Consider the following 13,754-nt stretch of genomic DNA (forward strand, 5'->3'; position numbering starts at 1 on the left):
CTACTTAAAAAAGTAATTATGAATTTTCAGTTAAGCACCTATTAAGACTTCAAAATTAAAATATTTTAAAACAAGTCAATCAACAAGTGCCCACACAGATTGTCTGATATATTGTTAAAGAGCAAAAAACAACGACGCACTTGGAAACTTAAAGACTTCACAACAGTGCGTCGTTGTGTGCGGTGCATTATAGGGATTTTCAAAATCCTTGCAAGTACTTTTTTGTAAAAATATTTAAAAAAATGATCTTTTGGATAAAGTTAATACAAAAAGGTCTATTTAACATCAATTTTAGTCTATTTTTATTACATCTAAAGATTCAAATCCCCATAGATGTAAAGCTTTTTTAAATTGAGATTCTTCTGAAAAATGTGCAGTACAAAACATTTGATTATGTTTTTCACCTTGAGCACGTACACTTTTACCATCTAGTAAATATTTTATCCGCTTAGCAATCGCCGATCCAGGATCCATAAAATATTTAATTTGTGGCAAGCACAACTGAATTTCATCTTTGATGAGTGGAAAATGAGTACAACCTAAAACTAATGTATCCAAATCAGCCATGCCTGCCCACGGAGATAACTCATCTTTTAAACTAATTAGATCAACGGAATGGCCACGAATTTTTTGCTCCGCAATTTCTACTAATTTTGTTGTTCCCAATCTTTCGACAACACAATCTCGCGCAAATTTATCAATCAACTCATCGACATAATGACGTTTTACCGTACCCTTTGTAGCTAATAAACCAATATGCTTTGTCTTTGTCATTTCTGATGCAGGTTTAATAGCGGGTACAGTTCCAATGATAGGAATATCAAAATCAGCGCGCAAAGGCGGAAGTACAACTGTACTCGCTGTATTACAAGCTATCACGATTGCATCTAATGGATAACGTTGATTAATCAGTTGGCAAACCGCTAAAGTGCGGTGAATAATACTTTCTTCTTCGCGTTCTGAATAAGGGAAGCCGGCATTATCAAAACAATAGAGATAATGCCAATTTGGTAATAATTTTTTAGCTTCACGGTATACGCTAAACCCACCCACTCCTGAGTCAAAAAAGAGCACAGTTGGGCGTTTTTCTTTTTTATCCATTTAAAACTCTTTGAAAATTGACCGCACTTTTAAGCGTTCGAGTAAATCTCTTTATTATTTAACCAACGACGAATCAGACTTTCTGCTAGATCCGGGTATTTTTGAATAAGCGATTTTGCATAAAATTGCACCGTGGGTATCATTTTTCTATCTCGCATTAAATTTGCTACTCGCAATTCAGCAATGCCCGTTTGTTTCGTTCCAAGTACTTCACCAGGTCCACGAATTTCTAAGTCTTTTTCCGAAATAACAAACCCATCTTGGCTATCTCGTAGCACTTGCAAACGTTTTTGCGAAACTTTACCGAGCGGAGGTTTATACATTAGTACACAAAAAGAAGCCGTACTGCCTCGACCGACGCGCCCTCGTAACTGATGAAGTTGCGATAAACCTAAACGCTCTGCATTTTCGATAATCATCAAACTAGCATTCGCAACATCAACACCCACTTCGATTACTGTCGTTGCCACCAATAAATCCAATTCTGCATTTTTAAAACTCATCATGACATCTTGTTTTTCTTGTGGTTTCATCCGCCCGTGCACTAACCCAATATTTAACATAGGTAATGCCTTAGTTAGATCTTCCCAAATCGCTTCAGCTGCTTGAGCTTCTAACACCTCTGATTCATCAATTAACGTACACACCCAATAGGCTTGGTGTTTTTCATTAACACAAGCGTTTTTTACACGCATCACAATTTCAGCGCGACGTTCTTCAGAAACCACTACGGTTGTTATAGGCGTACGGCCTGGAGGCAATTCATCAATAATTGATGTATCCAAATCTGCATAGACAGTCATTGCCAACGTTCTTGGAATCGGCGTGGCCGTCATAATTAACTGATGGGGATAAAATCCTGCTTTTTCGCCTTTCTCACGCAACATTAATCGTTGATGCACACCAAAACGGTGTTGTTCATCAATAATCACCAATGCTAGATCGAAAAACTCGACTTCTTCTTGGAATAAAGCATGCGTCCCCACCACCATTTGCACCGCGCCAGTTTTGATTTTTTCAAGCTCTGCTTGTCTTGATTTTCCTTTTACTTTACCAGCTAACCAACCTACTTCAATGCCTAAAGGCTCAAACCACCGTCTAAAATTATTCGCATGCTGTTCTGCTAGTATTTCTGTTGGCGCCATTAAGGCGACTTGTTTGCCATTATCAATTGCAGTTAAAGCAGCCAATGCGGCAACCAATGTTTTTCCCGAGCCAACATCCCCTTGTACTAAGCGCATCATTGGATAATCTTTGATAAGATCTTGTTCAATATCCGACACTACTCGCTTTTGAGCATTAGTTGGTTGAAATGGCAAGGTGGCTAAAAATCGCTGTTTTAAATCTGTTTGATAATGTAGCGGTAAGGCAGAAAATTGCTGCGTTCCTAACCGCACTTTTTGCATAGCTAAATTATGTGCCAATAATTCTTCAAAGATTAATCGCTGCTGCGCAGGATGCTTACCCTGCTCTAACATTTCTAATGAAATATCTGGCGGCGGACGATGCAATAATCGCAATGCCTCTTTTAAGCTATATTGATGTGGATTAAATTCATTAGGCAAAATTTCTGCAATCTGAACTTTGTCGAGCAATGCCAAAGCCTGATCCGTTAATTTTCGTAATGAATTTTGTTTGAGCCCTTCCGTCGTGGAATAAATCGGCGTTAGCGTTTCTTCCAATACAATAGGCGCATTATCTCGCACAATTTGATATTCTGGATGATGAATTTCAGGCATGTGACGCCCACGTTTTACCTCTCCAAAGGCCTTTACTCGCGCACCTACTTGAAAACTATTACGCATTCCCGCATTAAAATTGAAAAAACGTAACATAATTTTCGATGTGCCGTCTGACAAACTAACTGATAAAATCGGGCGACGGCCAAAAGCGACTTCACAGGTTTGTACAATTCCTTCAATGGTAAAATATTGTTCGGGACGAAGATGAGCGATTGGCGTAATTCTCGTACGATCTTCATAGCGAATAGGTAAATGAAAGAGTAAATCTTGTAGGTTATGAATGCCGATTTTAGCCAGTTTATTAGAAATGGCCGCCCCCACACCAGAGAGGCTGGTCAAAGGTACGGCATCGAGAAGTTCAAGGCTCATAGCTCATTAATATTACGTTTGACATTAACGACGCCAGTGATGCCTTTAATACGATGAACGATATTGGCAAGGTGTTTGATATCTTTTACACAAACCTGCAAAATCACAAGCAATAAATTGTTCTCTAATTCTTCCGTCCAAATATTTTGAAGACTGCTTTCGCTCGCAGAAATTGCGGTCATTAAACTAAGCAAGGCATTCTGCTCATTCAATATTTCTATTTGTAATTCAGCCTCAAAATTCACCGCACTTTGAACGTTATCCCATTTAGCCAACGATTGGCAACAAGCATTTTTCAAACTTGCACAATGTTGATGGTGTACCACAACTGTATTTTTTTCTGTACAACATCCCACAATAGGATCACCTGGGATTGGATGACAACATTGAGCAAATTGTGTTTTACCCACTTGCATTGGTGCAATAGTGAGTATTTTGGATTCAAATTCAAAATTCTGAGTATTAGAAGATTCTAACGGCACGCCCACAAATTGATGCGCAATGATGGAGGCAGACTGATTGCCTAAACCAATTTCTCGTAATAATTCATCTAAAGAAGAAAGCGCTAAAGCATCTAGTACAGTTCTAATTTGTTGAATAGAAAAATCACCTAAATTATGTGGTTGTAATGCTGCATTAAGCTCAACTTCGCCTAATTTCACCGCATCCTCTTCACAACGCTGTTTGAGATAATGGCGAATCCGTGTTTTCGCACGAGCAGTTACCACGAAATTTAACCATGCAGCTTCAGGATGCGCATTTGGATCGGTGATAATATTTACCGTTTGCCCAGACTCAAGGGCTTGTGAAAGCGGATAAGGTTTATGCTCAACAGTCACACCAATACAAGTATTTCCCACATCTGAATGCACGGCATAAGCGAAATCTACTGCCGTTGCACCCATTGGCAATTCAACAATTCGACCTTTTGGTGTAAAAACATAAATTTCTTTCGGGAAAAACTCTGATTTTACATTCTCAATAAACTCAAACGAATTACCTACACTTTGTTGAATTTCGACCAAACTTTGCAGCCAGCGTTGTGCGCGGATTTGTGCGGTTGTACTATCGTTTTTACCATTTTCTTTATAAACCCAATGAGCCGTGATGCCCATTTCGGCGACTTGTTCCATATCTTCTGTGTGGATATGAACTTCTACGGGAACACCTTTCGGCCCAATCATTGAAGTTTGCAAAGATTGATAGCCATTTGCTTTAGGTACCGCGATATAATCCTTTACTCGACCAGGACGTGGCTTATAAAGATTATGCATTTGCCCCAAAACGCGATAACAATCATCCACATTTTTTACAATCACACGGAACGCATAAATATCCATAATAGAGTGGAATTCTTGATCCTTTATGCGCATTTTTTGATAGATCTTATAAAGGTGTTTTTCACGCCCCCACACTCGGGCAAAAATGCCTGCGTTTTCTAACCGCACTTTAATCTCTTGTGAAATACGTTCGATTAAATCTTGTCGATTACTCCGCGCCACATCAATGAGTTTTTTCAATACCTCATAACGGTGAGGATGCATTGCTTGAAAAGATAAGTCTTCTAATTCATTTTTAATATGCTCAATACCTAAACGATGAGCAAGCGGGCAATAGATTTCAAGGGTTTCTTTCGCAATACGGCGGCGTTTATCTGGTCGTAACGAACCAAGTGTGCGCATATTATGCGTGCGGTCAGCAAGCTTGATTAACACAACGCGAATATCACGCGTCATCGCCAAAATCATTTTGCGAAAATTCTCGACTTGTGCTTCTTGGCGAGTACGAAATTTCAACTTATCGAGTTTTGATACACCGTCCACAATTTCAGCCACACTGGCACCGAACTCTTCTTTCAGTTGTTCTTCTGTATAAGGTGTATCTTCGATAACATCGTGTAAAAGCGCAGCCATTACTGCTTCATGATCTAAGTGTAGTTGAGCAATAATGGAGGCTACCGCAACAGGATGGGTAATGTAAGGCTCCCCACTAGAGCGAAATTGTCCTTCGTGCGCATCTCTTGCAATCACAAACGCACGCTTAATGAGTTCAATTTTATCTGCGGGCAAATACCCTTGAATAATTCGATCTAAATCCGCAAACAGTTCCAAAGGAGACCTACTTATCGTTGAAAGAGAAAGTGCGGTTAAAATATCGTGATTTTTTACCGCACTTTTAAAAGATTATTCTGTAATTAATGCAACAGCTGCTTCTTCCGTTTCTTGCACTTTAGCCATTTCTTGGAATTCTTGTGCATCCATAATATCTTGATTAATCAAACCTTTTTCGATTTCACGCAATGCGATTACTGTTGGTTTGTCATTATCTTCTGGCACTAACGGCGCACTCTGGTTAAGTTGTAATTGTCTTGCACGACGCGCAGCCGTTAAAATTAAATCAAAACGGTTACCAATTTTTTCTACTGCATCTTGCACAGTAACACGAGCCATAATTTACTCCGATTTGTCAAAAATTACTCTATTGAAAGGGCGTTATAATACTCAATTTCGCCCTATTTTGCTAGTAGCTGTTGAATTAACATTGCATTTTGTTTTTGTTGATAATCTTTAGTTAAGCGTTCCGATTGCAAAATACTTTGTAAATCTTTTAATGCTTTCTCAAAATCATCATTCACAATGACATAATCATATTCGTCATAATGCGAAATTTCACTTATCGCTTTTGACATTCGTTCAGCGATAACCTCTTCACTATCTTGCCCACGACCAATTAAACGACGTTCTAACTCTGGCAATGAAGGCGGTAAAATAAAAATACTTTTTACCGAAGGTACTTTTGTACGGATTTGTTGAGCACCCTGCCAATCAATATCTAAAAATACATCAATACCTTTTGCTAAATTTTCTTCAATCGCAGGTAAAGAGGTTCCATAATAATTTCCACCAAAAACTTTAGCATATTCTAAAAATAAATCTTGCTCAATAAGTGATTCAAACTCTTCTTTTGATACAAAATAATAGTGTACACCTTCAACTTCACCTGGGCGTGGGGCACGGGTCGTATGGGACACAGAAACCATTTTTTGAGTTGAACTATCTGATGCCAATAACGCTGAAATTAATGAAGATTTTCCCGCACCACTTGGTGCAGACAAAATATAAAGATTACCTTGAGACATAGAATATTTAACCTTCTCTAACAATTTCAGTCTATTATGCAGATTTCTCTATAAAAAATCATCAAAAGTGCGGTGATTTTTTACGGTACTTTTTCATTCTAATGATGATTTGATATAGATCACAAAAAAGTAGTAGGGTTTATAGTTTTATAAAAATGCTCGTGCTATACTCTGTGCACTGTCTTACTGAGTGAGCAGTATTACTCAAAGCAAACAGATTTGTTTAACTTAAATAAAAGGTGAAAATCTTATGGCAATTAAAATTGGTATCAATGGTTTTGGTCGTATCGGCCGTATCGTATTCCGTGCAGCACAACACCGTGATGACATCGAAGTTGTAGGTATTAACGACTTAATCGACGTTGAATACATGGCTTATATGTTGAAATATGATTCAACTCACGGTCGTTTCGACGGCACTGTTGAAGTGAAAGATGGTAACTTAGTGGTTAATGGTAAAACTATCCGTGTAACTGCAGAACGTGATCCAGCAAACTTAAACTGGGGTGCAATCGGTGTTGATATCGCTGTTGAAGCGACTGGTTTATTCTTAACTGATGAAACTGCTCGTAAACACATCACTGCAGGCGCGAAAAAAGTTGTATTAACTGGTCCATCTAAAGATGCAACCCCTATGTTCGTTCGTGGTGTAAACTTCAACGCATACGCAGGTCAAGATATCGTTTCTAACGCATCTTGTACAACAAACTGTTTAGCTCCTTTAGCACGTGTTGTTCATGAAACTTTCGGTATCAAAGATGGTTTAATGACCACTGTTCACGCAACAACTGCAACTCAAAAAACTGTAGATGGTCCATCAGCTAAAGACTGGCGCGGCGGCCGCGGTGCATCACAAAACATCATTCCATCTTCAACGGGTGCAGCGAAAGCAGTAGGTAAAGTATTACCAGCATTAAACGGTAAATTAACTGGTATGGCTTTCCGTGTTCCAACTCCAAACGTATCTGTTGTTGACTTAACTGTTAACCTTGAAAAACCAGCTTCTTATGATGCAATCAAACAAGCAATCAAAGATGCAGCTGAAGGTAAAACTTTCAATGGTGAATTAAAAGGCGTATTAGGTTACACTGAAGATGCTGTTGTTTCTACTGACTTCAACGGCTGTACTTTAACTTCTGTATTTGATGCAGATGCTGGTATCGCATTAACTGATTCTTTCGTTAAATTAGTATCTTGGTACGATAACGAAACTGGTTACTCAAACAAAGTATTAGACTTAGTAACTCACATTTACAACTACAAAGGCTAATTAAAACTTTGAAAAAATTAACCGCTCTTCGGAGCGGTTTTTTATTACCTAAAATTTAGTTTACGATCTAAAAATGAACAATGGATCACTAAAAATAATTTAAAACAATCAATATTATTCTAGCTTTTATTCCTATTTAAGATTATATTAGCGCACAACTGTTCGCTCAATAAAATCAAAAAATAGGGTTAATATGAATCTCGATCTCCATTTTGTTAATCGTATTCAACAACAAGCCAAAACTCGTGCAAATATGACCGCACTTCGCTATAAAGAACACGGCTTGTGGAGAGACATCTCTTGGAAAAATTTTCAAGAGCAACTCAATCAACTTTCTCGTGCATTGCTTGCTCATAGTATTGGCGTGCAAGATAAAATCGCCATCTTTGCCCATAATATGGAACGTTGGACAATCGCTGACATTGCGACCTTACAAATTCGAGCAATCACAGTACCTATTTACGCAACCAATACAGCGCAGCAAGCAGAATTTATCCTAAATCACGCCGATGTAAAAATTCTATTCGTCGGCGATCAAGAGCAATACGATCAAGCATTGGAAATCGCGCATCATTGTCCACAATTACAAAAAATCGTGGCAATGAAATCCACCATTCAATTACAACAAGATCCTCTTTCTTGCACTTGGGAAAGTTTTATTGAAACAGGTTCAAACGCCCAACAAGATGAACTAGCCCAACGCTTAAACCAAAAACAATTATCGGATTTGTTTACGATTATTTATACCTCGGGTACTACTGGAGAGCCTAAAGGTGTCATGTTAGATTATGCTAATCTCGCTCACCAATTAGAAACGCATGATCTTTCACTTAATGTGACAGATCAGGACGTTTCACTTTCTTTCTTACCGTTCTCTCATATTTTTGAACGAGCCTGGGCGGCTTATATTCTTCATAAAGGAGCAATACTTTGCTATTTAGAAGACACCAATCAAGTACGGTTAGCTTTAACGGAAATTCGCCCTACCTTAATGTGTGCCGTGCCACGTTTTTACGAAAAAATTTATGCCGCCGTCTTGGATAAAGTTCAAAAAGCACCAAAACTTCGCCAAATTATGTTTCATTGGGCAATTTCCGTAGGACAAAAACATTTTGATTTGCGTGCAAATAACAAAGCTATTCCATTCTTATTGAATAAACAATTTGCTTTGGCAGATAAATTAGTGCTCTCAAAACTTCGCCAATTATTGGGAGGGCGTATAAAAATGATGCCTTGCGGAGGAGCAAAATTAGAACCGGCTATTGGGCTATTTTTCCATGCTATTGGCATCAACATCAAATTAGGCTATGGCATGACAGAAACAACTGCAACCGTTTCTTGCTGGCATGATTTCCAATTTAACCCAAATTCAATCGGCACACTCATGCCAAAAGCAGAAGTTAAAATTGGGGAAAATAATGAAATCCTCGTGCGTGGCGGAATGGTGATGAAAGGCTATTACAAGAAGCCAGAAGAAACAGCTCAAGCCTTCACAGAAGATGGTTTCTTAAAAACTGGCGATGCGGGAGAGTTTGACGAACAAGGTAATTTATTTATTACCGATCGTATTAAAGAATTAATGAAAACCTCAAACGGTAAATATATCGCACCACAATATATCGAAAGCAAAATCGGTAAAGATAAATTTATCGAACAAATTGCAATCATTGCCGATGCGAAAAAATATGTGTCTGCACTTATTGTGCCTTGCTTTGATAGTTTGGAAGAGTACGCAAAACAGCTCAATATTAAATATCATGACCGTTTAGAATTACTAAAAAATTCTGAAATTCTAAAAATGTTTGAGCAGCGTATTAATGCAATACAAAAAGAACTGGCTCATTTCGAGCAAGTAAAAAAATTCACGTTACTTTCTCAAGCATTCAGCATTAAATTGGGTGAAATTACACCAACATTAAAATTGCGTAGAAAAGTGATTTTAGAACGTTATCGTAAGCAAATTGAAGATATGTATAATTCAAAAGAATCAAAAAATTCATAACTAAAAGGCTCTCGTTTGAGAGCCTTTTTCTTACCTGTTATTCAGGAAATTTTTCTTCCAAAATTAATGCTAGCCCATCTTCATTATTAGTCGCAGTGACTACATTTGCAGCTTGTTTAATTTCATCAGGTGCATTTCCCATTGCCACCCCAAGCCCAACATGTTCTAGCATATCCAGATCATTAAAGTTATCACCAAACGCAATCACCTCATTGGTTTGTACGCCAAAATAATCTTCCAAAAAACGCACCGCACTTCCTTTGGTTGCACTCTTGTGCATCACCTCTAAAAAGTTAGCATGAGAACGACAAATACTCAGATGTGGAAATTTTTCCTTTAAAATAATTTCAATCTCGATGATTTCTTGTGCTTCTCCAATAATTTGAATTTTATGTGGCGAACGTGTTACCACTTCATCAAAAGGATGAATCTCAATTTTAGTGACGCTGCGTTCATAAATCACCCATTTATTTTCTACATCGCGCGCATGGCAATCATTATTTGTATAATAATTCACGCCAAGCAAAGGATGAGCCGCCAAAACGGTATTAATGTCTAAAATATCTTTTGGATCAATTTGTACGCTATAAATTGGTTCAAGATGTTGATTCAAAATAAGCGCGCCACTAAATGCAACAAGCACATTATTCGTTTCAAGCTGTTTCCAATAAGGCAAAATCCCCAAAGGAGAACGCGCTGAAATTGGCACAAAAGGAATACTATTCGCCGTTAAACGCTTAATTGCTGCAACAGTTCGAGGGGAAATAGTATGCTGAGAAGTTAATAAGGTGCCATCAAAATCACTAAATACCGCTTTATACATCATACATCATTACTCCGAATAAAGATTATTTCTCTGCTAGATAAGGATCATCAAAGCCTAATCCTTGCATAATTTGGGTTTCTAAACTTTCCATTTCTTCAGCTTCATCGTCTTCAATATGATCGTAACCGAGTAAATGTAAGCTACCATGCACAACCATATGCGCCCAATGTGCTATTAATGCTTTCTCTTGTTCTGCAGCTTCTCGCTCCACAACTTGACGACAAATGACAAGATCCCCTAACAATGGCAACTCCACCTCATCGGGGCATTCAAACGGAAATGAAAGCACGTTAGTCGGGCGATCCTTGCCACGATAAGTTAAATTTAATTCATGGCTTTCGGCTTCATCCACAATACGAACCGTCATTTCAACTTCATCCCCTTCCGGTTGAACTGCAGCTGTTGCCCACTGCACAATCTGTTCTTCTGTTGGCAAACCCTCTATATTTTCTGTGGCAATTTGCAGATCAACGAATATACTTCCCATTTTACTCTCCTAAATTCTTTTCAATTTCTGACCGTTCTTTTTCACGTTCGGCTTTACGAAGCTCCACTAATTCTTTTCGACGAATTTCATCTTGCACTTCCCATTCTTCGTATGCTTGCACGACTTTAGCCACCACCGGATGGCGCACAATATCTTTGCTATCAAAATAGTTAAAACTTAATTCTGGTACTTTTTCCAACACTTCAATCGCATGGCGTAAACCAGATTTTGTGCTACGAGGTAAATCAATTTGCGTAATATCGCCCGTAATCACGGCTTTAGAATTAAAACCAATACGGGTTAAAAACATTTTCATTTGCTCAACTGTCGTGTTTTGGCTTTCATCTAAAATAATAAAACTATCATTGAGCGTACGCCCTCGCATATAAGCCAAAGGGGCAATTTCAATAACATTACGTTCCATTAATTTTTGCACTCGCTCAAAACCTAACATTTCAAACAAAGCATCATAAAGCGGACGTAAATAAGGTTCGATTTTCTGACCTAAATCCCCAGGTAAAAAACCTAGCTTTTCGCCTGCTTCCACTGCAGGGCGAGTAAGTAAAACGCGACGAATTTCTTGACGCTCTAAAGCCTCAACTGCAGCAGCAACCGCTAAGAATGTTTTCCCCGTTCCTGCTGGGCCAATACCAAAACTAATATCGTGAGTTAAAATATTATGCAAATATTGAACTTGATTTTCGCCTCGAGGTTTAATCACACCTCGTTTAGTTTTAATTGTTGTACTGAAAACATTATTTTCAGCACGGTTCGGTTCAACTTGAGATAGCATTCGGCTTTCTTGTAAAGCCATATGCACATCTTCCAAATCTAACTCTTTCACTTTACCTTTTACGGGCGCAGTTTCAACATATAAATCTTGAATTAATTTCACCGCACTTTTTATCAATTTTGCATGATAAGGTTTTGGATCCTCTTCCGTGGTATCAATATTAAAAGTGAAATTATGACGGGCAATGACAAGATTAAATTCTTTTTCGATAAGTTTTAGATGATCATCAAATGCACCACATAAAGATTGCAAACGTGCGTTATCTTGAGGTTCGAGAGTAAATGAAAGCATGAGGATACTAAGCTGGTGAAAATTGCGGTTATTCTAGCGTAATTACCACTTCATGGGAAATAATCATCACTTTGTTTTCATCCCTATTCCCTCTATAATATGCGCCTTTAATTATGTTACAAACTGGATAGATTATGACCGATCTAAATAACCCTTACGACGAACTTAGATACTACTCAAAACCCTTTTCTTATACGAGCATTGCGCTTTTGGAAGGGAATGCAACATTATGGGGATTAACACCACCAGCACTCAAAGGCGCTAAAGTATTAGAATTAGGTTCTTCTTTTGGTGGAAACTTAATTTCTCAAGCGGTTTATCATCCAGATACTGAATTTGTCGGCATTGATTTAGCAGATAGTCAAATTACTCAAGGTAATGAAATTATTAAATCAATGGGATTAACAAACGTTCGTTTAGAAACAAAAAATATTCTCGATATTACGCCTGAATTTGGCATGTTTGACTACATCATCGTGCATGGTATTTATTCTTGGGTACCTGATAATGTTAAAGATAAAATTCTTGAGGTTTGCCGTGAGAATTTAACCCCTAACGGTATTGCTTATATTTCTTACAACACCTATCCCGGTTGGAAAAGCCGCGAAGTTGCACGTGATATTATGCTCTATGCCAATAAATATACTCAGGATTTACCGCTCTCTGAGCAAACTCGTCGTGGCAAAGCCGTTGTTCAATTATTCTCTGATGCAATTAAATCGATTGAATCTGAAAAAGTAAAAAATCAAAAACGAATTGAAAACTTTGATGATATTCAAACAAAAGGTGATCATTACGTAGCCCATGAATATCTTGAATATCACAACCACCCTCTCTATTTGAATCAATTTGTTGATAGTCTACATCAGCATCAATTGGCTTATATTGGTGATACAGATTTTCAACTTTCATATATTTCTTGGATGCCACAACATCTACGTGACATGATCAATCAATTATCCGAAACAGATTATGTTGCACGTGAGCAATGCCTTGATTATCTTTACGATGTAGCATTTAGAAGAAGTTTACTATGCCATGCTCATTTACAAGATAAAATTAACCGCACTGAAAATATAGATATAAGTTTATTGGATAAATTAACCTTCACTAATAAAGGTAGAGAAAATAATCTAGCTAATATATTCAATAATCAAGATGTAGAAAAATTACTTGAATACTTTATCTATCAAGTAGGTAATTTCACGACTCAATCATTAATTGATTACGTTGCTGAACATAAAGAATTTGCAAACCTCACAGAGGATAAAATTTACTCTTCTGTATTGCTAGCTATAGTTCTAGGATATATCAATGTTTTTCTCACACCTTATCAAACATATACATTTGAAGATAACAAAACCTACATATCAAAACGATTTACTCAATATGTAAAAACTTTATTAGAAGGTGCAAATCAATATATCGGTGCAGGTAATATGTATAATGGAGGAGTTGAAAATTTAAATGAACTCCATCTATATATGATGTCTCAAATGGAAAAACCAACAACTAAAGCAACGCTTAATTCGTCACTCAAAGCATATTTAATTGAAAATGGCTACAAAGATATGAACAATAACGAGAAACTCATTGATGAAGGGTTTGATTGTTCTGTATTATGTAATTCTATTTGTACAGTATTAGCAGACTTAGGTTACATTCAACCTGCTACACTATAAGCAAAAAGTAAATGAAATTGAAAGCAAGTAACATTCTAAGGGAGATCGATTA

11 protein-coding genes are annotated in these 13,754 nt (G+C 37.5%); 3 read left to right on the forward strand and 8 right to left on the reverse strand.

All coding sequences use genetic code 11. The features are described 5' to 3' along the window. Positions 1 to 291 precede the first annotated feature (291 nt). The 5 genes from murI to gmk form a co-directional block, all read right to left on the reverse strand. The gene (murI, locus tag KP712_RS03890) at positions 292 to 1,101 is read right to left on the reverse strand and encodes a glutamate racemase (RefSeq protein ID WP_111407460.1); all 810 of its coding nucleotides are present in this window, start codon (positions 1,099 to 1,101) and stop codon (positions 292 to 294) included. 29 nt (positions 1,102 to 1,130) lie between these two features. Next, on the reverse strand, positions 1,131 to 3,212 hold the full coding sequence (gene recG / locus KP712_RS03895; protein ID WP_111407461.1) for an ATP-dependent DNA helicase RecG: 2,082 nt from the start codon (positions 3,210 to 3,212) through the stop codon (positions 1,131 to 1,133). Continuing rightward, positions 3,209 to 5,323 carry a bifunctional GTP diphosphokinase/guanosine-3',5'-bis pyrophosphate 3'-pyrophosphohydrolase gene (spoT, locus tag KP712_RS03900; protein ID WP_111407462.1) on the reverse strand — a complete coding sequence of 705 codons (2,115 nt, stop codon included), beginning with the start codon at positions 5,321 to 5,323 and terminating at the stop codon, positions 3,209 to 3,211. Before spoT ends, recG begins: the two co-directional genes overlap by 4 nt. 72 nt (positions 5,324 to 5,395) lie before the next feature. Next, positions 5,396 to 5,662 carry a DNA-directed RNA polymerase subunit omega gene (gene rpoZ / locus KP712_RS03905; protein WP_005625717.1) on the reverse strand — a complete coding sequence of 89 codons (267 nt, stop codon included), beginning with the start codon at positions 5,660 to 5,662 and terminating at the stop codon, positions 5,396 to 5,398. 62 nt (positions 5,663 to 5,724) lie between these two features. Continuing rightward, a complete protein-coding gene (gene gmk, locus KP712_RS03910) occupies positions 5,725 to 6,351 on the reverse strand; it encodes a guanylate kinase (protein ID WP_215770589.1) in 627 nt (208 codons plus the stop codon). A gap of 250 nt (positions 6,352 to 6,601) precedes the next feature. Here gmk and gap point away from each other — a divergent pair, with 250 nt between their 5' ends. Beyond that, the gene (gene gap, locus KP712_RS03915) at positions 6,602 to 7,621 is read left to right on the forward strand and encodes a type I glyceraldehyde-3-phosphate dehydrogenase (protein WP_215770590.1); all 1,020 of its coding nucleotides are present in this window, start codon (positions 6,602 to 6,604) and stop codon (positions 7,619 to 7,621) included. Positions 7,622 to 7,814: 193 nt separating this feature from the next. Then, positions 7,815 to 9,623, forward strand: coding sequence for a long-chain fatty acid--CoA ligase (locus tag KP712_RS03920; protein WP_215770591.1), 1,809 nt, complete (start codon positions 7,815 to 7,817; stop codon positions 9,621 to 9,623). Positions 9,624 to 9,660: 37 nt separating this feature from the next. Here KP712_RS03920 and KP712_RS03925 read toward each other — a convergent pair whose 3' ends face one another. The 3 genes from KP712_RS03925 to KP712_RS03935 are packed head-to-tail and all read right to left on the reverse strand — an operon-like array spanning position 9,661 to position 12,020. After that, positions 9,661 to 10,446 carry a Cof-type HAD-IIB family hydrolase gene (locus KP712_RS03925; RefSeq protein WP_215770706.1) on the reverse strand — a complete coding sequence of 262 codons (786 nt, stop codon included), beginning with the start codon at positions 10,444 to 10,446 and terminating at the stop codon, positions 9,661 to 9,663. Between the two features lie 25 nt (positions 10,447 to 10,471). Further along, the gene (ybeY, locus tag KP712_RS03930; RefSeq protein WP_106014152.1) at positions 10,472 to 10,936 is read right to left on the reverse strand and encodes an rRNA maturation RNase YbeY; all 465 of its coding nucleotides are present in this window, start codon (positions 10,934 to 10,936) and stop codon (positions 10,472 to 10,474) included. Between the two features lies 1 nt (position 10,937). After that, a complete protein-coding gene (locus tag KP712_RS03935) occupies positions 10,938 to 12,020 on the reverse strand; it encodes a PhoH family protein (RefSeq protein ID WP_215770592.1) in 1,083 nt (360 codons plus the stop codon). Positions 12,021 to 12,154: 134 nt separating this feature from the next. On the opposite strand from KP712_RS03935, the gene KP712_RS03940 reads away from it, so the two are divergent. Next, the gene (locus KP712_RS03940; protein WP_215770593.1) at positions 12,155 to 13,702 is read left to right on the forward strand and encodes a class I SAM-dependent methyltransferase; all 1,548 of its coding nucleotides are present in this window, start codon (positions 12,155 to 12,157) and stop codon (positions 13,700 to 13,702) included. The last annotated feature ends 52 nt before the right edge of the window (positions 13,703 to 13,754 follow it).

The sequence above is a fragment of the Haemophilus sp. SZY H68 genome, from assembly GCF_018829685.1.
Taxonomy (GTDB): Bacteria; Pseudomonadota; Gammaproteobacteria; order Enterobacterales; family Pasteurellaceae; genus Haemophilus; species Haemophilus haemolyticus_K.

Bases quoted from the DNA above. Each gene is read 5' to 3' on its own strand.
- murI (WP_111407460.1), bottom strand. From the start codon at position 1,101: ATGGATAAAAAAGAAAAACGCCCAACTGTGCTCTTTTTTGACTCAGGA.
- recG (WP_111407461.1), bottom strand. From the start codon at position 3,212: ATGAGCCTTGAACTTCTCGATGCCGTACCTTTGACCAGCCTCTCTGGT.
- rpoZ (WP_005625717.1), bottom strand. From the start codon at position 5,662: ATGGCTCGTGTTACTGTGCAAGATGCAGTAGAAAAAATTGGTAACCGT.
- gmk (WP_215770589.1), bottom strand. From the start codon at position 6,351: ATGTCTCAAGGTAATCTTTATATTTTGTCTGCACCAAGTGGTGCGGGA.
- gap (WP_215770590.1), top strand. From the start codon at position 6,602: ATGGCAATTAAAATTGGTATCAATGGTTTTGGTCGTATCGGCCGTATC.
- KP712_RS03920 (WP_215770591.1), top strand. From the start codon at position 7,815: ATGAATCTCGATCTCCATTTTGTTAATCGTATTCAACAACAAGCCAAA.
- KP712_RS03925 (WP_215770706.1), bottom strand. From the start codon at position 10,446: ATGTATAAAGCGGTATTTAGTGATTTTGATGGCACCTTATTAACTTCT.
- ybeY (WP_106014152.1), bottom strand. From the start codon at position 10,936: ATGGGAAGTATATTCGTTGATCTGCAAATTGCCACAGAAAATATAGAG.
- KP712_RS03935 (WP_215770592.1), bottom strand. From the start codon at position 12,020: ATGCTTTCATTTACTCTCGAACCTCAAGATAACGCACGTTTGCAATCT.
- KP712_RS03940 (WP_215770593.1), top strand. From the start codon at position 12,155: ATGACCGATCTAAATAACCCTTACGACGAACTTAGATACTACTCAAAA.